We start from the raw sequence: 22,103 nt of genomic DNA, 5'->3' as shown, positions 1-22,103 counted from the left end.
TCTCCTAATGACTGACCGTCCGCTAACGAACCAAGCAAATCTGGGCCTCGTGATGGCTGCATGGCTTGCCCATGACACATATGATCACGACCCGGTTGATGCACCTCAAGATGACAATCCGATCGTCTCAGCTACGACACTTTTGAAGCCTACTAAGGCTCTTGTCCTTGGACACCGTGTACCGCCAGAAGACAATGCGATAGATCTCCAGGACCTGGTTGCTGCGCGGATGGGTCAGTCAATTCACTCTGGAATCGAGAGTGCAATCTTTTCAGATGCTCGAGATCAAATTCTCAGGAAAATCGGTACAGCACAGCATATAATCGACAATCTTGTGATTAACCCAGAAAAAGAATTTCTCAAGCAGAACACCAGTGCAATACCTCTCTATCTGGAGCAACGCCGTTTCCGGATGATCACTGCGACCAACGGAACCAAAGTCTGGATCTCAGGGCAATTTGACCAGGTGTTTGCTGGGCGGGTTGAAGATAACAAAACCACTTCGACTTACAAATGGATGAAAATGGATCAATCTGAGAAATCAGACTTTGCTATCCAGCTGAGTATTTATCGCTGGTTGGATCCAGAAGTGATCACTTCCGAAGTTGGAATTATCAACTTCATCTTCAAAGATTGGAAGCGCGGTGAGGCTTCTAGGATTGATAACTATCCGCCATTCCCCGTCAGCGAGCTGCCAGTTCAATTGATGAGCCTCGAAGAAACTGAACGTTTCATCATCAAGAAGATCGACGAGATCCTCGCCACTGTGCCTATGAAGCACGAAAGCGACATGCCTCGCTGTAAGGAAGAAGAGCTGTGGAAGCAGCCTGACGTCCACAAGTATTACAAGAACCCCGAGACCGCTCAAAAGAACGGCCGGGCCACCAAAAATTTTGATTCTTACCCTGCGGCTATGCAGCACAAAGCTAAAGCCGGCGGAGTGGGTGTCATTAAAACATTCCCTGGCGAAGTCCGGAGATGTTCCTACTGCGATGCAGCACCGTTGTGTACGCAACGACTGGAATATCAGACCGACTAAACCACCAACCATTGAGGGCCTATGAGATGCGTGACTTCAATACGCTGACCGATCATCCTGTCTTGGAACGTATGGTCAATATTATTTCCAAGAAGACCCAGAACGATAATCGAAACTTCTTTCGAGTTGAGTGCGCCTACTTTCTTGCAAAGATGGCTGCTGCGATGAGGGCAGAGATTATCACCAAAGACCGCGGTAAGATCCCGGTAAACCTGTATGCCCTGGCTCTCGCCACATCAGGCTTTGGTAAGGGTCATTCTGTCGGTATTATTGAAGACACGCTGATGCATGGCTTCAAGAAGCGTTTCATCGAAACAACGATGCAGGGTCTTGCAGAAAAAAACCTAATACGCCTCGCGAATAAGCGGGCTGCTTATAAGGGGACGGATCCGTCTACAGAAGAAACCTCTCTTCAGAGGGAGTATGATCAGGCGGGTCCGTATCCTTTTACATTTGATAGCGGCACCGTGCCGGCAGTGAAGCAGCTTCGTCAAAAGCTGATGCTCTCCGGATGTGGCGGGATCAATCTCCAAATCGATGAGGTTGGTTCCAATCTTCTGCAGAGCGCAGAGATTATGAACACATTCCTTGAGCTCTATGATAAGGGCAAGACCAAAGCAAAGCTGACGAAAAACACTGTCGACAATTCTCGGGGTATCGACCTCGATGCACCGACACCTGCTAATATGCTGCTCTTTGGCACCCCATCTAAACTGCTCGATGGTGGGGCCACAGAAGACACTTTCTTTGAGTTTCTCCAAACTGGCTACGCACGCCGTATGCTCTTCGCCTGGGGCGAACAGGAACGCTCCATGAAGAAGCGCTCAGCTGCAGATGTTTATGCAGCCCTGACAGACCCTGCAATGGAAAGCGATGTTGCAGTGCTATCTCGAGGGTTTGCTCAGCTGGCCAGCGAGATGAACCATGAATACCAGATTGAGGTACCAGACAATGTCGGCATCCTGCTCCTGGAATACCGGTTCCTATGTGAAGAGCAGGCTGATGCCCTGGAAGAGTATCAAGATCTGCAAAAAACTGAGCTAGGTCACCGATACTTCAAGGCGCTGAAGCTTGCCGGCGTATATGCCTTTCTGGATCAATCTCCGGTAATGACTGAAGATAATCTCTATCAGGCTATTCATCTGGTTGAGAGCTCTGGCCAGGATTTCAAGAAGCTTCTCTCTCGTGAGGCACCATACGTGAAGCTGGCCCGATATATTGCTTCATTCAACGGAGAGTTGACTCATGCTGATCTGACGGAGAATCTTCCGTATTATAAGACCAGCAGCACTCAACGCCGGGAAATCATGGATCTCGCTACAGCGTGGGGATATAAAAACAACATCATCATCAAGAAGACGTTTGCCGAGGGTATTGAGTTCTTCACCGGCGAAAGCCTCAATGAGACCAATACGGATCAGATGCTCTTTACGGTGAGCGAAGATATGGCCACAGGCTATGCCATAGAAGTTCAGCCTTTTGATCAGATGTGGCGACTTACCGGAACGGCAGATTATCATTGGTGTAACCACCGTTTCCATGAAGGTCATCGCCGCGGCGACAAGGTCATTGAAGGTTTCAATATGGTTGTCCTCGATGTCGATGGCGAGACATCACTCACATTTGCTCACGAGATGCTCCGGGACTATATGTTCATGACGCACACGACCAAGCGACACGGCGAAGAAGGCAAAGACCGGTTCCGGATCGTGATGCCTCTGAAATATGAGCTATTCCTCAATAAAGAGGATTATCGCCAATTCGTGAATAATATCATGGAATGGCTGCCATTTGATTCTGATGAAGGATCCAACCAGCGAGAGCGTAAATGGATGACTAATCCTGGAGCGCAGCACCACTACAATATGGGTGGGGTTTTGCTGGATCCGGTACGCTTCATTCCAAAGACTTCGAAAAATGAGCAGCACATCAATCAGATGACTGAGCTCAAAGATCTTGGAGCTTTGGAACGTTGGTTCGCTGAACGCATGGAACCAGGAAACCGAAACAACCAGATGATCAAGTATGCCCTGGCTCTTCTCGATGGGGGATTGGATTATCCTTCAATTGAGGCCCGGGTCATTCACTTTAATGATCAGCTACAATCGCCGCTCTCTGAAAATGAGCTCCGGATGACAGTCTTAAAGACGGTTGCCCGGAAATCCACACAAACCGAACCATAAAAGGAAAGATAAATGCCAGGCCAGCTAATTCTTATCAGCGGCGAATCCGCTTCTGGTAAATCCACATCGCTGATGAATCTGCCGAACCAGGAACGCTGGGGTTATTTGAATACTGAGTCTGGTAAAGACTTGCCGTTTCCACATAACTTCCGCGCAGCTATCGTGACCGATCCGTATGAGATTTCTTCTACGATCGACGAGGTAGTTGATGCTCCACAATTCGACGGCGTCATCATTGATTCACTCACCTTCATGATGGACATGTTCGAAAGCCTCTACATCGTAGGAGCCAAAGACGGCCGTGATGCATGGCAGCAGTATGCTCAGTTCTTTAAGAACCTGATGCAGCAGTCTGTCGCCAAAGCACTCAAGGCCGGCAAGCATGTGATATTTTTGGCACATACTCGCACTGAGCAGGACGCTGCGCTGAATGATAAGACATACGTCCCTATCAAAGGCCAGCTCGCTAATCAGGGGATTGAAGCCTATTTCTCGACAGTGGTCTCCACCAAGCGAATCCCTCTCGAGAAACTCGAAGGTATGGATCCAGCACTCTTGAACATCACTCAAGATGACGAGATGGTTGGTTACAAACACGTTTTCCAAACACGTCTCACCAAAGAGACGGTTGGTGAACGAATCCGGGGTCCTATCGGTCTGTTCCAGCGGAACCAGATCTATATGGACAACGACGTTGCGAAGCTCATTGAACATATGAACGCACATTTTGGCGTTTAATTGAGTTTTGTTTTTTGGTGGCCATAGGTCACGTTGAAACCCGAAAGGTAAAATAAAATGTTCCAGGACTTGGAAAAAGAACTCGAAGGTGTTGCTAAACAGGAAGACCGCCTTGGTGGCGGAGGTTATTTGGTCAATTCTGGCGTCTATGACGCAACTGTCAAAATGGCCTACATCACGCCGGCATCGAGCTCAAAAGCTCAGTGCATGAATATCGTCCTTGAAGTCGACGGCAAAGAAGTCCGTGAACGTGTTTGGTTCACCAACCGCGAAGGCAAGCCGACGTACACGAAAGACGGCAAGAAGTTCATGCTGCCAGGCTATGAGACGATCAACGACCTTTGTCTTGTGACGACTGGACATCCGTTCTCTGAACAGACTGTCGAAGAAAAAGTCATCAAGGTCTATGATTACGAGGCCAAAGGCGAAGTCGAAAAAGCTCTCCCTGTCGTGACGTCCATTCTGACGAAGCCACTTTTAGCCGGCGTCCTGATGGTTCGCGAAAACAAGCAGGAAAAGAACTCTGCCGGTGATTACGTTAATATCGCAGAAACCCGTGACTTTAACGAATTCGACAAGTTCTTCCACAAAGACACCCGCAAGACGGTGCCTGAGCTGAAGCGCGGCGGTGATATCGCCGAAGAAGACATGTTCATCACCCTCTGGGCCGAAAAGAACACCGGAGAGATCCGAGATCGGTCGAAACCAGTGGCTGGATCCGGACCAGCGAAAGCTGCCGGCGGTGCCGCAGGGGGTGGTGGGAAATCGCTGTTCGCGAACTAAATCGAGCGCGAACAGTGGGGCTAGGGGCCTCTTGAGATGTAAAGGAGGCCCCGATGCCTGTTCCCCATTATTACCGTTTGGTTCTCCCCCTGTATACGGGAGGAACCACCCGAACTCTGAAATCTGGTAAAGTGACAAAGCCAACCAAGAAACACTGGTTGACGATGAATAACTACCGGAACTGGCACTATCAGACGGCCGATTCCACGAAGAAGAAATTCAAAGAAGCCGTGAAGCCTCAAATATTGGCTCTGCCGGACCTGACAGCCCTGTGGGGCGTCGTTCACCTGCACTACACTCTGTACCCTCCAAATCGCCAGACACGCGATCTCATGAACGCTGTGGCGATTATCGACAAATACTTCTCTGACGCATTGGTCGAGCTGGGGAAACTCACTGATGATGATTTAGATAATATCAGATCATTGTCTTGTAATGCAGAAAACATTGACAAGGCCAATCCGAGGATGGAAGTTGTTATAACCCAACATTAATCCGCAATCCAAGGAAACCCAATGCCAGACATTGATACCTATTCGCCGCGCAAGGTCACTGACCAAAACCGTGACTTGCTCCCTGCAACACATGATCCCGAGAAGAGGAAGACTTACGTGGAAATCACATTACAAGAACCCGAGATCCAGGAAGCTATCCGGAACTATATCCGCGGCATGTATCCAACATTGCCGGACGAAGAGCTCCCTGTGAAAATCATCGCAGGCCGCGGTGAGAATGGTCACAGCGCCACAATCATCAAAGAGCCTATCCCAATCACCGTGAACTCGCCTTCGCAGCCTAAGGTCGCTGTGGCATCCTATACGGCCGCCCAGGAAGATGCTAATCGCCGTAACGGCGAAGAAGCTATTGCTGAGGGTTCTGAAGATGCCGAGACGGTCCAAGAAACTGATGAGGCTCCAGAAACAACTGGAGAACCAGAAGAAGACGGAACCGGTCCTGAACCAGGACACGTCCAATCTGATGGAAACGTCCTCGACGTCAAAGACAGCGACACCGCACCCGATGAATCTGCCCCAGCAGATGAGCCGGAATCGGCGCCAGAGACGACGAGTGCAGAGCCTACTCCGACAGAGCCTACGGAAGAAGAGTTGACGACAGAAGAGACAGCAGAACTCGTAGAAGCTGTAAAAGAAACTTCTGAAAATCAAACAGGCCCAATTGATCCAGAAGAGCCTACTCCAACTCCCAAAAAGAGCTCTCTATTCGATACGCCGAAACCTGTCGAAGATAACTCTTCTGCCGCAGAGGCCGCTGCTACGCCTCCAGAAGCGGAGTCTGAAACTCCAGCTGAGGCATCGGCGCCAAAGCCAAAGAGTATCTTCGACAACTGAGATCCCTAGTAAGGTGGGATGTTTGGTGAACCCTAATCAAAAACGCAACCTGCGGAGAACTACAGTGACTGTACTGGTGCCACTCAAAGGGCCAGCAAACGGTCGAGCCATCTCCTAGACGGTAGTCTTACAAAAGGGTGAGGGAGAGATCCCCGAGTCGGTTAGGCCCTGGCCGGCACTTAAGTTTCAAGAATCTCGAACGCCGTGCTACCGGGCCAGAGATATTAACTGGGTATATGTAGTGAGGTGGGCATTACCATCCCCTCGAGGATTACGACTTCGGAAGGTTTTCTCAAAAAGTGGCTGGCTTTGGCAGCATTGAGCCTAGGGAGATCAACGCTGCATTCAAATTTCACCCGAGAGGACGATATGAAACATTTCTTCGGAACCAAGCTGGTCAAAGCTAAGCCTATGACTCAGGAAGAGTTTGCCCAGTACATGGGCACCACTACGCCAACTAATATGCCTGACCGATCGCCTCCGGGCTATCTGGTCGAATATGTGAACGGGGGTGACTCCAATCACGAAAACCACGATAATTATATCTCGTGGTCCCCTAAAGCGGTTTTCGAAGATGCCTATCAGCCTACGACGGCTATGGCCTTCGGCCATGCCGTCGAGGCTTTAAAGCGGGGAATGAAGGTTTCTCGTGCCGGCTGGAACGGCAAAGGTATGTTCCTCTATATGGAAGAACAAACCACTTCCAACGCTGCAATGGAGCGTCACCTGGGATTGAAAGAACATTTCTCCCATGGCGGCGTCATCATTAAGCGTGCTCATATCATGATGCTCACAGCTCAGGACGATGTTGTTCCGTGGCTCGCGTCTCAGTCAGATATTTTGGCTGATGACTGGTGCATCGTCGAATAGGGTGTCCGGCGGACCGGTTTGAAGCGGCGGGTTCAATTCCCGTCACGTCCACCATTTCTTTTCAAGGAGCCTTTTATGGCCGATACCAAGCTCAAAATCGGAGAGACTGTCTGCTATAAATGTGGCTCTCCGACTTTCGTCATCAAGAAAATCACCAAAGACGGTGATCTTATTCTTTCTTGGTTCAATTCCAAGATTCATGCTCATCAGAATATTCGGGTATCTTCGCATCTGGTGGAACCAGTTGAAGCCTTCAATGAACGCAAATTGAAGATCGAGACCCAATTCGATAAACGCCTTTATCGCGTTCCAGAAGGTCTTCCGTTGGATCACATTCTGACGATCGGCTTTGAGTCTGCTGAACTTAAACAAAGCTTTCTTGAGCGGATGTTTGATGAGCAGATGCAAGCCCGTATTCTCGGTGATGACGAACCACTGAAACACTAATGAGTCGTATGGAGCACCACTGCGGTATTGCCGTAGAAATGGCCCAAGGACTAAATGGTTTACGGGCTAAAGTCGCTTACATGAAAGCAATGCATGACATTGAAATTGAATGTGAGTTTCATGATAAAGATCCAAAAAGCCCGTTTGAATGTTTTGTAATCAGCAAAAACGCACATTACCGCGCCGACACTGATCAGCTTTTTATTTTAGAGCATCACACTGAAAGCGAAGATGGCAATTGTGTTATGTTTGGAATAGCAGACGATAGCGGACTACCAGCAATTATTTTTACGCTATCGTTTTATAATGGGGGTGGAGGCTTTTCTGAGGTATTTAATAGATACCAAGATCTGCTTGAAGCCAACAGACAAAAGAAAACCCCGTGAGGGGCAGGATCTGTGAAGCCATAGTTCGCGTCGTAGTGCCATTCGACGCCGGCGCAGGCGTGTAGGGGATCCGCCTGAGTCAAAAGCTCGGGATCCACTGCCCTAAGGGGATGAGTGTAAACCAAGTTTCTGACCCATCTTTAATAGCTTCCGCAAGGGAGTAGGGCCTAGTGATCTACGAAATGCCTTCGGGCATAGAACACCCCTCACCTCGAACCAGGGGCCATGTGATTAAGGGTTCAAATCCGTAAAGCATGGTTCCTGGTTCATTTATTTATTTAAGGAAATTGTTATGCAGTATCGAATTATCACTTTTGAAAACATCGCAGATCCTTCTGACGTAGATCTCGACCATGTAGAATCGGCCGAAGCCGGTTGGTTTGACGGATACGGTGTTGGGGAGCGACAGCTTGAAGGTGTCATGATCAAAGTAACCCTGGCAGAAGACAAAAAGAGCTTGCAGCTTGTTTTTGACGAATGGCCGCCTCAGGTGCGCCAGCAATATTACGCCAAGGATTTGCTGGAATACGCTTACAAGAACGATTTCTTTTCAAGCACTGAAGACGCCGATGATGATATGATTATGATCATCAAGCGAGAAGACGATACTAAGCCGTGGCGGTATAATTACGAAGAATAAAAGCTCATCCGCCCGCGCGTAAATTTCTGGGAGAGAAAAAGTGTATTCGAATTTGAAACGACTTTACTCTCAGGCAAACGAAATGGATATTTCTGACGGCCTCAAAGCGTACCAGCGCTATCACGATTTAATGAAAACAATCGCAGCACATTATTCCGCGGACTTGAGCCGCGTTATAGCAGCGTTTGTGGCCCTGTCACCCAACTCAGATTATTATGGAAATTTGAGAAGCCTCGTCTCCATGCTCGAGGCTGGGCGGCGGGGTCTTTCATACGACAGTGCGATTGTCTCCACGTATAATGCGTGTCGAGCTCGCGCTAACCTGTACCTGACAGGAACTCCCTTCTTGGATCATGCCAAGGGGTTGAAGACTCGGGCATTCTATCAGAACATCCTGGAACCAAAGACAGCTGGGCCAGTGACTGTGGATGGTCACATGTACCATGCCTGGGCCGGCACAACCGGAGGCATGAGAGATGCTAAGGTCACTCGAAGAGTTTATGCTCAGATATCACATGAGATCAGCCGCCTTGCTGCTGAAAGCGATGTTTATCCTCACCAAGCACAAGCCATTCTCTGGTTTGCGCGGAAGCGCATACTCAGCGTGTTATACGATAGTCAAATGGCTCTATTCGATAGAGATGTCGGTTATCAGAAGACTGCGTTCAAACTTGAAGAGATAAGACCCTACGGAGTAGAAGATGATTACCCAAACCCTGGAACTGACACGGTGGGAGCACGCGAAAGTGCAACACCACGCGGCCGTAAGCGCTCTCAATTGGATCTCCCATTTCAAAGCTGAAGGTCTTCTCAGCATGGAAGAGTTTAATGAAATGGAACGTTGGCGCCGGCTGGCAGCCCGAATCAACGGGGAACCATTTGAACCAATAGACGAGACCACCGGCAAAGTCCGCGGCTGGGATCCAAAAAAGAGAGTAAATTTGACATGAGACACCGACTTCCTGAGCACATCGTTCGTCTTATTGAAGATGCCATTGAAGCATCTGAACTTCGTCGCGCTAATTTTGATGGTATGTCTGAAGACGTTCGTATTGGAATCACACACCTTGGTGGTAATGGCAATGCCGAACGCTATGACAGCCCTACTGCTTACATTAGAGAAAAAGTAAAGCTTCACCACAATTCTTGGATCGCTGGGCCACTACGCCAGGTTTTGGAATGGAGCCAAACATCTGACGATGGGACCCAAGAAGAATATGATATCGTCAATCGACTCCGCCAACCGTTGGTAAACCCAAGCTTGCTTGAAGATGCTGCTCAAGAGATTGAACGTTTGAAATTCAACTCAAACATCCAACTCGCAACAATTACAACAATCAAAAAAGCCTTAGCTGATCAACCGTCTCTTAAGACGTCAGGTTAACCCAAGGATTGAGGTTCCATCCGGCCTCAATCATTCCCGGTCCAATAGAGTAACCAAGACGTCCGTCTCCCAAGACAGATGCTACGTTATCCAAGACCGGTGAGCCTGCATCCAAGTTCAGCACGTTGGCCGTAGATAGGGACAAGAGAGCTGAAGCCGGGTTATTCCGGATGATATCCAAAGCAATTTTGATCGAGCGCAGCTTGAAGTTCATGAACCAGGTAAGCCCAATGCTTTCCAGGTATGAACGTGCCCGGCTGTCATTGAGGTCATAGTTGATGAATTCCTGATCGATCTTCAGCATCGCATCCTCAGGACTTACACCTCGCTCTTCAGTGAGGAAGTCGTAGTAGATGGCTTTAGAAATAAAGTCACCGTATTGTACGCCCTTGGCCAGACCCTGATAAAGCGCAGTGTCTTTCGCCACGATGCCATACCGAGCCACAGTAGCCAGACCACCGGGGAGCTCACCCGCTTTCTTTTCCACCCAATCCATAAACCGCCCGTCCATGAGTGCCCGGTCAGAGTCTGTCAGACCTTCGGAAATCGTGGTGAATTGGTTCGCTTCTAGGAGTGGCCAGATCGACATCTTACGATTGGCTTCATCGATCGCTTCAATGCGTGCTTGAATAGCTTTTTTCTCAGATTTTGATTGCGATTTGAGAATGTCGTAACGAAGCTTCACTTTCAGATCTTCGTTCTTGAGATATGTTTCAATCTCAGAAAACTTAGAGCGTGTTCGTTGAGTCATATACGAGATAGGCACTTCCCGAGTTGCCAGCTGAACCACGTTGGCCAGTGTGTTTGCAACCAGGATTACACCGCTCTTAACAACTATTACGTGTTTAACTTCAGAAACTACCTGCTGAAGAAGCTCTTCGGCACCGACCAGATATTTGAATGCATCCTTCCCGAGGAACGGGGTAGCCATAATGACTTCTTTAATACCCTCTCTAAGTTCATCATTAAGACGAGACTTACCGGTCCAAATATCAGCGACAGACGCAGATCTGAAACCAAAAGTGTTGTTGATTAGGTCACGACGTACTTTGATTGGTCCGCCAAAGACTTCTTCAGCGTACTCACGAGCCTCTTTCGGCATAAGGAAATAAGCTTCCCGCCAGATAGGATCGCCCTGCAGATCACCCGTTAAGTCCCAAGACCCATCATCTTTTTGCTCACGACCAAAGTCAGCATACTCATCAGCACGGCCGTTGGCAGCGTCCCGATCGTAGATGGCTTTCATGGCGTCGATTAACTCTTTATTAAGACCTTGCGCAGCCTTCTCCTCCTGGATCCGGCCGGCCCAACGTCCAAGGCTGTCTGCATAGTCCTGTGTTGGTTCCAGCATCGGCAACATGTCAGATGCCACAGCCTGCTCGAAGCCCAAGAGAGAGCCATTCATATCAAAGACAGGGATCAATCCATCTTTGTGGTCAAGCCCGGAGCGTGCCTTCATTCTCTTATTGAGGAGCGAAGCTTCCTTACCAGAGATCAGCTCACCAGTGGTCTCAGGACCTACAGTCAAACCAGTGACGGCGTCGACACCAGAGTAAGTGTTCTGGACTGTCTGGACCACACCCTGGTTATAAGTCGCCAGCTTATTATGAGCTGAGAAGTAATAGCTTTGACCACGACGTGTCGGATCCAACTGCTGGACAGCCGAATCATAATCTCGAATTCGCTTATACCCCTGTTCACGCAGTTTCTGTTCATCAGCATTATTAGCCAGGATTACCGAGTATTTACGTCTTCCCTGGGTAATCATATGACCCTTAGTTCCATTTACCGCGGCAGAGCTATTGATATCTACCTTGGCTCGCTCTTCTTGATGAAGGTGCCTTTGTACTTTTGCAGCATCTTCTAAACCCTGACGGTCCGTTTTCATAAGTTCAGCAATCTGAGAATGTGTCTCGTCATTAAGCTTGTTCAAAGCTTCCAGAGAGGCTAGGAGATCGATCTGATCAATAAGTCTACGTGTCTCTGTCGAGATGCGTCCTTGGCCATTACGACGCTTCTTCAGGGCTTCCTGAAGAGCTTTGTACTCAGCCTGGTTGATCGAAAGACCATCCTCGTTGTGGAGGTTCAGGATCCCCACAGCAGATTTGAGAAGATTCACACCGGTGTTCTTGTTGATCATGTACTCAGCAAGCTGTTCAGCCTTACTGAAATAAGCCCGGGCAACATTGTCTGAGACATCCATGCCGGCCATGCTGCGTTGGATCTGCTCTTTGACATCTTTGATGGCACGATCTCTGCGCCCACGGGCATCCCGGTCGGAACCATAGAGCTCCAAGCCTGAGTTCACACCCATGACTTTAGCGATGATACCGAAGTCGGTCTGTCCCATTCCTTTAAAGAGGGCCTTCATGACTTTGCGCTGACCTTTCTCGTCGAGATTCTGGAACGCATCGCCAAAACGAGATCGGATAATCTTCGGTACCTGTTCGATGTATTCCTGACGCAGACGAGACACTGCGTTCTTCGCTTTCTTAACCAGCTGCAAGACCTGGGCGTTATCTGAGCCGATCGAACGCATTTCTGCGTAGAGAGCTCGAATAGCCTCAGGGATCTCAGGCTTATTCAAGAAACTGATGAGACGCTCGTCCTGTGCTTGGGCGCGCTCTTCTACCAGGATATCTGCCAAGCCAGCAACCACACCCTGTACAGCCTTGGAGAGATCATTGCTGGATTTCTCAGCGCTTTCTCGGAAGCCGTCGCCGACCCGACGCGCAGCGTCGGAGACGGCGCCGCCTACAATCACATTAATACCTTTGAGGCTATCAGCTCGATCGTTCTCAAATTCAGTTGCAGCTTGAGCGTCATACTCGAGAAGCATCTCAGTAAGTGCATCCAATGCAGCATTAGACGGCAATGACTTGTCACCGTTGCTTTCGATAATACGACCATTAAGTCGGTTAATAACTTTTTGAGTGGTAGAACCAAGAAGACCATCTAAGCCAGAGCCTGTGTCAAAGTCAGTGTTCAGACCCAGCTGACCGAGATCGATCTCAGAAAGAACCTCTCTCAGCTCTGGAGACGTCTGGGCCAGTGACAAGAACATGGCAAGTTTCTGCCCACCTTTGTCTTCACCGACAGGGGCAAACTCAGTTGAGCCGGCAAGGTCATAGAAAGGAATACCAAGGAGGGCAGCAAACATACGCTGTCCCTGGAGTTCATTTGCTTGGCCACCAGGACCAAAGCGCTCAAACATCTCAGGTTTCAGTTGCTCCATGATCTTACCGTAGATCTGGTTCAGCTCTTGAAGGGCGACAGTGTCTAACTTGGTATCAACAGCTAATACCGCGTAAAGAGTTTGGAATAGCAGATTGTCCTGGGTCCCTTCGATGGTGAAACCAGCGGCCGCTGCAGTAGACAAAGCGTCCAGACCTTCAGTCTTGGCTTTGGTGTATTCAGCTGCAGCTTTAGTCTGCTTGGCCCGAGTGGCAACAGTGTCATCTCCGCGGAGACGAGCCTTTAAGAATTGAGTAACCTGCTCGCCGACCTTGCGCTGAATGCCCAGCTTACGCTGGGCTTCAGCACCGGTCGCCGTCGCTTCAGTAAACGCAGAGTGAGCCAACGGATGATGAGTAAACTCAGTCGTCTGAGGGATTTCCCGCATTACAGACTTAGTCCAGAATTTAACAGCATTATACTCTTTAGCAGGGATACCGATGAGTTTACGGATCGTGTTAAGCGCAGACCGGAAAGCTTTTAAGACCTTGCCACGAACACTCTGATCAAAACCAGAGAGGATATTATCCATCGTACTTTGATTTGTCGTGCCATAGGCAATGAACTCAGCAACAGCTGAAGCAATATCACCCTCGAGCTGATAGCCTTTAATGACACTGGCAACCTTTGCCAAAATTGGATCCGAACTAAAGTTTTGATCCAGGAATGTATTCATATCCTGTTCGATCGATTCAAAGGCTTGATCCAGCTGCGGTGTCGTATTCCCGCGGACATAGTAGTCATAGATTTGGTGAACCGTAGTGGCGTGAACCATTTCGTGGGCAGTCACTTCAGCATTGGCAACGTTCAAATAGATGGTTTTCGTACGGCCGTCATAGATACCAGCAATTGCTGGGATGTCTCCGCCTTTATCGTTTAATACGACTTTAAAACCTTCTTCAATCAATTGACCCAAGACAGGAGATTTAAACGCAGCTGTTACGATATCCTGTAGAGCGAGGTTTGCGTCGATTGCTTCACGAAGAATGTCACGGACCTGCCCACCAGTATATGTGCCCTCGGTTACACCGAGATCACGACCAGCTTCAGTTACCAGTGATTCGAGCCCTTCACGCTTCTGTTCTTCAAGCCGGCTAAGACTTTCAATCCAGATCCGATTGGTCTCATAATTCAGATAAGCAATGAGTTCCTTTTCGGATTTGAACCTTTGACCTTCTTGGACGAACGGAGCATCCGCACCAGGGACCCCTTGGAACGATGTGAACACGCCCTTCTCTGCTTCGATACGGGCGTCTCTCCTCAAGACATCAATCTCAAGAGCATCTCGATAACCCCGGAGGTCAGCATAGCCCTCTTCGTTTTCAGCCATAAAAGCCAGAGCTTTGTCGTAAGCTTCTAAGATCGGACGTAACGTGTTGGTATGCCAGGCTTTTGCCACAGATTCATTCATGACTTTTGAAGCTTGGACTAAATTGGTTGTAGCATGGTTACTGCCATCGTGAACTGCCAAAGAGTTCTTTGGATAGTTTGGGTCTACCCAACTCTTTGTTTGAAGAAGAACGTCTGAGTTAGTTTGAGCTGTAAATGATAAAACACGCACACCGGAATCCCCGATCGTATCACGACGAGAATCAATACGCTGACCTGAAAGAGTACGGGAACGTGGATAGAATTCTGGTTCAACTTCAAAATCCTTATTTACTTCTCGTTTTTTCTGTTGCCCAAAACGACGACGTTTTACATCAGTAGAAGTTTCACCATCTGAAGCAGTCACATTAAAGACTGTGACACCGTTATCAATAATAGGCGCCAAATCCCTATGTTCTTTGAGAATTTTATTTCTTTCAGCTTTAGGGAGCTCATGCCCTTTGAGGATGACTCCGCTTTCAATAAGCTCTTTGGTTCGTTCTTTTACGGCTTTATTTACATAACTTTGATAGATCTCTGTTTGGAGTCTAAGACCTTTAACAAGGTCTTCATTAACACGTGACACAGAGGGATCTACAGCCTCTTCCATAGCCGCCTCAAAGGCAGGGATAACAAGTGCTTGATAGGCTCGAGACATCCGCTGAAACTGGTCAGGGCTAAATTTGAAATCACGAAGCAGCTGTTTAGATGGATTGGCGTTCTTCGCTAGGGCAGAGAGACTAGGCCCTTGAGGGGACGATCGCTCGACGTTTTGTAGATTACCGTACTCATTATAGTTAAAACTATGGGTCAGCAGATTATCAATAATAGGAGCAATCTCTCTGAGCTCAGCTAGAGCTTTTTGATCACCCTGTCCGACCTTAGAAATTAGTCCATAAGTATGATCCAAAATATCAGCAACGATATCCTGAGAGTTCGATTTACCTTTGGCGCCGTAGGAATATTTAGTAACCAGGCTTTTGGTTGCACCTCGAGCAATACGGATAAGAGGAACATCATTTACCCCTTTCTCAATCTCGAAGCCTTCCATTTTATTAAGGACGCCTAGCGCCATAAGGAAAGCGCGCTTACCGTCCTCTTTCCAGCGGAAAGCTTCATCAGCATCTTTAGGCTTACCCTCAAAGAATTTCTGCTCTTTGATTGCGTCTTGAACATTCAAAAGAGACGTACCCATAAGTTCGCCAACACGGCCGTAGAAATCACTATCGGAATTACCAGCGATAGGTGTCACTTGATCATTGGTTTGAATTGCCTGCTTCCATTCATGATAGGCAACGCCGTCATTTTCGTTATAAGCATTAGATAGGAAGTACCCGCCCCGTCTCCAGGTAGCGAGGATCTCAGGACTGTAAACACCGAGGAAGTGCTGGATGGCCGCAGAGATAGGACCATTGGTCTTACCGTCCAGCTCCATATACATATCTGTTTCAATTTCTGTAGCGCCAGAAGCCTCTGCTTCCAGCAACTGCTTGGCAGTCCACAAACCAGTAAGGGTAAACGCGTCTTCCTTAAGACCACCTAACGCATCGAACTGTTCCACCATAAACTGGCGGCTTTTGTTGTCAGTAATGCCAGCAGCAAGTGCATCTACGACTGGTTTATATTTACCTTTGAGCAAATCCCGGGCTTGGTTTGCAGCTTCCTTAATACCGAAGTTTTCTACTTTAACTCCTAAAGACTGGCCAATAGCAGCATAGAGAACATCTACCTGTTTAGTATCTGTCAGATCTACAACGTGCCGAGTGGGGGAGAACATCTCTCGAGCTAATTTATTCTGTTGCGGATTGAACCCTTCAAAATTGAAACGCGTGTTTGTACCTACAGAGATCCGATAGTACACTGGCACTTCGTGAGGATCCATTCCGTGCTTAGCAGCATAGTCCTGAATCTCTTGGATCTGACGCAAAGTGTTATTAATGCTGTAAGCGACACTGGTGTTTTTACCTTCGATCGAAAGCTCATGTTCTTTATTATAAAAGAGCCCATTGGCCATAGGTTTAAAGCCCAGGATACGCGCCATGGTACCGAGAGAAGCGCCCTCAGCAACCATTTGATCAAACATGGCAAAGAATCCCTTAGAGAGATAGAACGGAGTGCTCTGCTGCTCTTCCAGGGCCTGGATCTGCTCATCGTGAAGATCGAGCGTAGGGTCCTTTTTCACAACACGAGCGACATCACCCGGTGCCCATTTCTTACCGATGGAATATCGATGCATATCGCTAGACTTAGAAGTCAGGACATCACGGAGGAGGTTTTTGCCTGTCTTATCTTGCCAACCTTTTGGTTTTCCAAAAGAATAAGCTCGAACTTCATTACCACCGGCCAACTTAACCATTGAATCTTTGAACCAATAGTCATTACCAATAGAGTTCTTTCCCTCTAATGATAAGTATTCTAAGATCTCATGAGCCAAAGCTTCAAAAACACCTTCAGTTTCTGTAGGCGATACTTGATCATTTAATTTAGCACCCATGAACTCTTGGATATGGCGAGCTAAAGCGGGTTTTACATAAACACCTGGGCGCCCTGAATTAATAGCTTCTTTCATTTCAGTTGTAATTTTGCTGAGATCGCTAATACCTAAAAGATCACCCATTTGTTTAAGATCAGTTACACCCTTGGAGTTTTCATTATTCATGACGTAATCAGCTGTCGCCATAAGAGCTAACATCATAAGATGCTGATCAAACTTTGGTTCGCCTTGACGAATGCTCTCTGCATCCAACCATGCAAGAATTCTACCTTCTGCAGAGCGTGCAGGGTTAAAATCACTCTCACCGTTTTGGAAAGACTGCAATTCTTGAAGAAGAGGTTTGCCGTTTCTAGCTTTAGCTTTTTTAAGCTGAACCGTTACACGATCCTGCATACCTTTAAGAACTTTAAAGGCGTCTTCACGAACTTTCTTATTCGCAGCCTTCATCTCAGGGGTAATAAGATAGTGAAGATCCTCTTCTGCAGCTGTGATCAATCGATCAAGAGTATCTCCGGGTTGGAGCTTTGGTTCCAGGGCTTGGAGCAAAGTCGTCATGAAGGCTGGGCCTTCACCGTTCCCAAGGAGAGTGGCTCCCAATGTATATTCTGGCGTCCACCCCTCAGAGAGACCAACATCCTGGTCCACTACTCGAGTTGTTTCGATCGGTTCTAGCCCTTCAGGTGGCTGGACCTGCTCAGCTGAAGAAGCATCAGATGCGTTCTCAACGCCCGTCGTCTCGACGGCGTCAGCCGTCGCAGTTTCGGGTGTTGGGGTTGCTTCTGATACTTGTTCTGTCTGTGCGGGGGCAGGCACCGGTGATGGGAGACGCTCTTCAATTGCTTTACCTACTCCATCAGCAATAGCTGCTACAGCTGCTGCAATAGCACTTTCTGTCTCAGTAGCTTCTGCCGCCGGGAGCGTCGCGTCGGAGCCGGTCTCCTCTGGAGACCGTTCCTCCGCCTGCGCCGGCTGTCCGGTATTAAGAGTAGCAACATCTTCTCCGAGATTTACACGGAAACTGACTGAGCCGTTGTCGTTAACAAAGATCTCTTCCACGTCATTAATGGAAGTACCCTCAATGAATTCAACAACTTCTTCGAGAAATTGATTAAGTGTGTCTTCATTTTCAACAAGCGCTGCAGAGCTATCTCGAGTAGGAAATACGATAAAGTTCTGAAATTCACCAGCGTCATAGCGTTCAATGTCAAAACGAGGAGTGGCAATAGTCTCTACTGGTGAGGCTGTGTCTGCAGGTCCTTGATCAGCTGGTGCTTCTGTCGTCGTCTCTGTCGCCGCTTCTCTTTCTGGTGTCGTCGGAGTAGCTTCTGCTTCAGATCCTTGCGTGACATTTTCTGCCTGTCTTTGCTGAACTTCTCGAGCTTGCAAAGATGTGGTTTGGCTGTCAAGCGCCAGCGTACGAGTGTTCAGATATAATCTATCTAACGCTGTGAGCGCTTTTCGTGAGTTACGCTGTGGATTACTTTCACCGATGAAAGCACCGATCAGACCTTTCACAAAGCCAACAACCTGTTTAGCAAAACCAGGATCTTCATAGACTACAGCATCCAGATCAGGTTCGAGCTCTTTTACAGTGAGACCGTATGCCATGTACTCAGAGATTGCCCGAGCCATATTGCGGTCTTGTTGTGCAATCGGAAGAGCTGGATTGACCAAAGCTCGCATGATATCTTGAACACGCTGGCCTTCCGGTGAAAGATCTGTCCGCTCCATAAATGCTAAAGCAGCATCATTAAGTTCTAATGCAGCTTTTTCCGTAGCAGTAAGAGGCTGGTCTGTACCGCGCTTGAGAGATGTACTAGCCAAGTTTTGAAACAAAGCTTCTAGAGTGGTCGCATGAATCATCTCATGGAGAAGCGCTTCAGCTCTCTCGTTAAAGACGACGATCTCATTCTTCTGGGGATCCCACCAACCATGGGTGGTCTTTGAAGCTTTGCGCTCTTCAGCAGTGGCTTGTCGTACAATCGTACGAGGGTTCGCTCTCGCAAAAGAGGAACCAGCAATCATAGACAGAATCGTTTGCTGGTTTGGATTTAGGGCGCTGGATCCCAATAGATATCGGATAGCGCCTGAGAGGTTGGTTTCGTTATTTCCTTGGAATAGCTCTTTAAAGCTGATCCGGCCGTCAGGCTGCAGACCGTCACCAGGGCTCCGAGGAGTATTATCCACACCGGTATCTTGTACCACCGGCGTGGATTGGGTTTGTTCAGTTTGACCTTGCTCAGATCTCTGTGGTGTCGGGGCATCTTGGGTCGCCTCGTTTTGTTCAGGGACTGCCGGCACTTCCACTTCTTGGAGACGCTCGCCTTGATAGGTTTCTGGGAACTGCTCGAGCAACACATTATAAGCGCGGATCCCAGTATTGAGATCTTCGGCAATGGCAGCATAAGTTCGGAGAGAATTTTGAGAAGGGGCGTATACATAAATTGATCCCTTTCCCGGACGAAATTCACCAGTCTTTTGGCTTAAAGAGTCAAAAGTGCGATCTGTTTTTTTAACGGTCGGGTTGGCTACAGAAAATTCATAACTTTCAGTTGCCGCGGCATACTTGTTTTGCTGGTGTTGGATCAGTTTCCGGAGATCTGTCAGAACGTCTTTAGCGTCGACTTGCGCACCAGACGTGTCACGTACAACTGTGGATCCTTCACGGCCGTTCCGAATAGCACCGCGGATAAGCTGAGAAACCATATCGTTGAATGATGCAATCTCACCGAACTTGGCTGTCTTACTCTGAAAGAGCGTCTCACGACGTGCGCCGGCACGATCGTTCTTACGATTGCCTTGTACGGGACCCAAACGATCAGAGTGCTCAGGTGCCTGAATAGCTTCAACAACGGCCACCGCTTTCAGAGAATCCTCTGACATACCGGCTTTAGTCTCTTCAGTGATACGAGCAGGATCTACGCCCACTGGGTTCATCACAACTTCTTTGACGGAACCAATAGGACGAACCTCTCCGCCGGCGGCTACTGATTTAACAGATGCAGCATTGAGAGTTTCAGACGTCTTCCGGATTGTCTCAGCGAGAACTGGTTGCTCATCCATATGAGATGTGAACTCATCAGCCCGGGCTTTAGCACGTGCTTCAACCGCTGCGTCTTCTTCAGGAGTACGTTGTGTAGTTGGTGTGGATGTCCCAAGAATACTTTCCAGATACGCTCTACCGCCTTCTGGATCATTATTGAGTATAAACGAATTATATTGAGCTTGCTGCTCGCGAGTAAGCCCTACTGCGTCACCAGCACCCGTATTAATACGACCACTTTCTTCGAATTGAATATCATCGATCGGAGATGTTTGTGTTTCTTCTTGAGCTTGTTGCTGGGCATCCAGACCCAGGAACTCAAAAGCTCCATGATATCCAGACAAGAGATCTGCTTGTTCCTGATAATACTCAGCCAGGGCAATACCTGCTTCGCTCTCAGGATCATAGGTATTCCGAGAGATAGCTTCTTGAAGGTTCTGAAGCGTCTTCACCCGATCGCCGTCGACGATCTCTTTCTTAAATGGTTTGGTCTTTTGCTTCTCTTCTGGGGTCAGCCCTTCCAGGAACTGGATTTCATCACCCAGAATGTCCCGTACCCGTTCGATCTGGGCTCGGGCCTCAGGAGCAATCTCTGCTTTAGGGTCGTCTAATGCTTTAATAAGATCTGCAACCTGCTTACCTTCTTCAACCATTGGACCATAGGTTTCTTCCAATGTGACACGCTCTTTGGCGATGAGACGATTACGTTTCAGCTCATTTAGATTTTTACCAATGGTAACGCCCGTTTTAAGAGAAACGTCCGCTACAACCTCAGCCCAAGCCTTCGGGAAAGAAGGTGCGCTAATGACGGCCGTAGCACCCAGACCACCGATGGCGCCTTCAGTGGCTGCCTGACCGACGTCGTCTGAAAGCTGTACACTTGAGTCTGCATTGTCCCGAAGAGCGATGTTTTGGAAAGCTTGCGCTGTGGCGTTCTGTGCTGCTTCTTCAACAGTTTGGCCGGCCACGTCTTCGCCTATAGCTTTAAGGCTCCGAACCCCTCGAGTGAATGCCCCGCCCTCAAAGCCGGCAAATGGTGTTGAAATACCAGCTGCCACAAGCGTGGTGCTGAGCTGAGCTTCCATCGCAGCAATACGAGATACTTCTTCTCGGGCTTTCTCGTGAGACATACCGCCTTCACGAAGAGCTCGATAGTCGTCTGAATCCTTGAGAAGGGTTTCTTCATCTAACTCCAGAACAGCACGGCGTGTCTCACCGTAGGCACCTGAACCTTCAAGAGCACCGACAGTTGCTGCAGTGACAGCGGTTTCAATGACTTCTTTACCGACGCCCTTAATACCTACTCTTTCAAGAAGAGCTGTAGCCAGACCACGTGCGCCACCAGCCGCTGCAAGCGACGGGATCATGGAACCAAGACCTTCAGCTGCTACGTCTGCCGCGGCGGATGGGTTATCCTTATAAGAGTCGGCTGAAATAATTGCGTCTCGGCCGATGCGACGGAACTGCTCACGCAGCGACTTGTCTGAATTCTCAAACTGGAGGGCGCTATCTTTAAGACGGGCTTCTGCTGTTTGGGCTTGGCCGGCACGGAGTTCATTGATGCGTTCGCCTTTACCCTTTGCAATGAAATCAGCAACAGCGGCACCACCATCAGAGATTACATCATCAAGACGCCCTGGTTCTATATCCAAACCTGCAGCGTCCCCAAGCGCCCGCGCTCCTTCTCGGGCGGCTTCGCCACCCGGAAAAGCGCGAGCACCAAAGGCCAAAGTATCAGCTGAAATACGAACAGCAGCGGAACCAGCTCCTGCCAGAGAGTCAGTAGTTTTTTCTCTTAATGTACGAGTATCTTGGCGATTAACTGCTCGCTGGGATTCATTGGCTGTTTGGTCAGGCGATTCAAAGAAACGAGCCCGCTCGGCTTCAAGACCATATTTAAGAGCAAACTGCCCAGGTGGCAGCGTTTGCTTATCAATCTCCAATTGCTCATTGGGTCCTACCTCGGGACCCCCGGGACGAAGTCGATCAAAAAGACCCTCGCCAATTCCAACAAGACCCTGTCCAACATCCACAGCTGCAGCAGTTACAGGATCTCGATCACGGATAGTTTTAGGCTCTTCCGTAATAGTAGATCGACCGATATCGGCTAGTTGCTCTGTGAATTGTGACATGGCCTCGCCTTGT

General features: G+C 48.6%; 13 protein-coding genes. 12 read left to right on the top strand and 1 reads right to left on the bottom strand.

Translation table 11 applies throughout. From position 1 onward, the window contains the following. The first annotated feature begins 7 nt into the window (after positions 1–7). The 12 genes from Q0499_RS08500 (at position 8) to Q0499_RS08445 (ending at position 9,819) form a co-directional block, all read left to right on the top strand. Positions 8–1,039, top strand: coding sequence for a hypothetical protein (locus tag Q0499_RS08500; RefSeq protein ID WP_299198243.1), 1,032 nt, complete (start codon positions 8–10; stop codon positions 1,037–1,039). A gap of 26 nt (positions 1,040–1,065) precedes the next feature. Beyond that, positions 1,066–3,222 carry a primase C-terminal domain-containing protein gene (locus Q0499_RS08495; RefSeq protein WP_299198241.1) on the top strand — a complete coding sequence of 719 codons (2,157 nt, stop codon included), beginning with the start codon at positions 1,066–1,068 and terminating at the stop codon, positions 3,220–3,222. A 12-nt stretch (positions 3,223–3,234) separates the two neighbouring features. Then, positions 3,235–3,960, top strand: coding sequence for an AAA family ATPase (locus Q0499_RS08490; RefSeq protein WP_299198238.1), 726 nt, complete (start codon positions 3,235–3,237; stop codon positions 3,958–3,960). A gap of 57 nt (positions 3,961–4,017) precedes the next feature. Then, entirely contained in the window at positions 4,018–4,743 is a 726-nt protein-coding gene (locus Q0499_RS08485; protein WP_299198236.1) for a hypothetical protein, read from the top strand. Positions 4,744–4,796: 53 nt separating this feature from the next. Next, positions 4,797–5,237, top strand: coding sequence for a hypothetical protein (locus Q0499_RS08480; protein WP_299198234.1), 441 nt, complete (start codon positions 4,797–4,799; stop codon positions 5,235–5,237). Positions 5,238–5,258: 21 nt separating this feature from the next. Further along, positions 5,259–6,092, top strand: coding sequence for a hypothetical protein (locus Q0499_RS08475; RefSeq protein WP_299198232.1), 834 nt, complete (start codon positions 5,259–5,261; stop codon positions 6,090–6,092). 318 nt (positions 6,093–6,410) lie between these two features. Further along, positions 6,411–6,962: a DUF2829 domain-containing protein gene (locus Q0499_RS08470; protein WP_299198230.1), complete on the top strand. Its 552-nt coding sequence runs from the start codon at positions 6,411–6,413 to the stop codon at positions 6,960–6,962. Between the two features lie 75 nt (positions 6,963–7,037). Then, the gene (locus tag Q0499_RS08465) at positions 7,038–7,409 is read left to right on the top strand and encodes a hypothetical protein (protein WP_299198228.1); all 372 of its coding nucleotides are present in this window, start codon (positions 7,038–7,040) and stop codon (positions 7,407–7,409) included. After that, the gene (locus tag Q0499_RS08460; protein WP_299198226.1) at positions 7,409–7,795 is read left to right on the top strand and encodes a hypothetical protein; all 387 of its coding nucleotides are present in this window, start codon (positions 7,409–7,411) and stop codon (positions 7,793–7,795) included. The genes Q0499_RS08465 and Q0499_RS08460 overlap by 1 nt, the downstream gene beginning before the upstream one ends. A 292-nt stretch (positions 7,796–8,087) precedes the next feature. Further along, entirely contained in the window at positions 8,088–8,435 is a 348-nt protein-coding gene (locus tag Q0499_RS08455) for a hypothetical protein (RefSeq protein WP_299198223.1), read from the top strand. A gap of 82 nt (positions 8,436–8,517) precedes the next feature. Next, positions 8,518–9,237 carry a hypothetical protein gene (locus Q0499_RS08450; RefSeq protein ID WP_299198221.1) on the top strand — a complete coding sequence of 240 codons (720 nt, stop codon included), beginning with the start codon at positions 8,518–8,520 and terminating at the stop codon, positions 9,235–9,237. Positions 9,238–9,381: 144 nt separating this feature from the next. Further along, positions 9,382–9,819 carry a hypothetical protein gene (locus Q0499_RS08445; RefSeq protein WP_299198219.1) on the top strand — a complete coding sequence of 146 codons (438 nt, stop codon included), beginning with the start codon at positions 9,382–9,384 and terminating at the stop codon, positions 9,817–9,819. On the opposite strand, the gene Q0499_RS08440 is transcribed toward Q0499_RS08445, so the two are convergent. Continuing rightward, complete coding sequence (locus Q0499_RS08440; RefSeq protein WP_299198218.1) at positions 9,803–22,090, bottom strand: hypothetical protein; 12,288 nt, start codon at positions 22,088–22,090, stop codon at positions 9,803–9,805. The genes Q0499_RS08445 and Q0499_RS08440 overlap by 17 nt on opposite strands. Positions 22,091–22,103: the final 13 nt, after the last annotated feature.

Origin of the sequence: uncultured Amphritea sp., assembly GCF_937127095.1 — a bacterium.
Classification (GTDB): domain Bacteria; phylum Pseudomonadota; class Gammaproteobacteria; order Pseudomonadales; family Balneatricaceae; genus Amphritea.
This window is presented reverse-complemented; position numbering and strand designations above follow the sequence as displayed.

Coding starts and splice junctions, on each gene's coding strand:
- Q0499_RS08465 (WP_299198228.1), top strand. CDS start 7,038: ATGGCCGATACCAAGCTCAAAATCGGAGAGACTGTCTGCTATAAATGT.
- Q0499_RS08440 (WP_299198218.1), bottom strand. CDS start 22,090: ATGTCACAATTCACAGAGCAACTAGCCGATATCGGTCGATCTACTATT.
- Q0499_RS08495 (WP_299198241.1), top strand. CDS start 1,066: ATGCGTGACTTCAATACGCTGACCGATCATCCTGTCTTGGAACGTATG.
- Q0499_RS08475 (WP_299198232.1), top strand. CDS start 5,259: ATGCCAGACATTGATACCTATTCGCCGCGCAAGGTCACTGACCAAAAC.
- Q0499_RS08455 (WP_299198223.1), top strand. CDS start 8,088: ATGCAGTATCGAATTATCACTTTTGAAAACATCGCAGATCCTTCTGAC.
- Q0499_RS08490 (WP_299198238.1), top strand. CDS start 3,235: ATGCCAGGCCAGCTAATTCTTATCAGCGGCGAATCCGCTTCTGGTAAA.
- Q0499_RS08500 (WP_299198243.1), top strand. CDS start 8: ATGACTGACCGTCCGCTAACGAACCAAGCAAATCTGGGCCTCGTGATG.
- Q0499_RS08460 (WP_299198226.1), top strand. CDS start 7,409: ATGAGTCGTATGGAGCACCACTGCGGTATTGCCGTAGAAATGGCCCAA.
- Q0499_RS08480 (WP_299198234.1), top strand. CDS start 4,797: ATGCCTGTTCCCCATTATTACCGTTTGGTTCTCCCCCTGTATACGGGA.
- Q0499_RS08450 (WP_299198221.1), top strand. CDS start 8,518: ATGGATATTTCTGACGGCCTCAAAGCGTACCAGCGCTATCACGATTTA.
- Q0499_RS08485 (WP_299198236.1), top strand. CDS start 4,018: ATGTTCCAGGACTTGGAAAAAGAACTCGAAGGTGTTGCTAAACAGGAA.
- Q0499_RS08445 (WP_299198219.1), top strand. CDS start 9,382: ATGAGACACCGACTTCCTGAGCACATCGTTCGTCTTATTGAAGATGCC.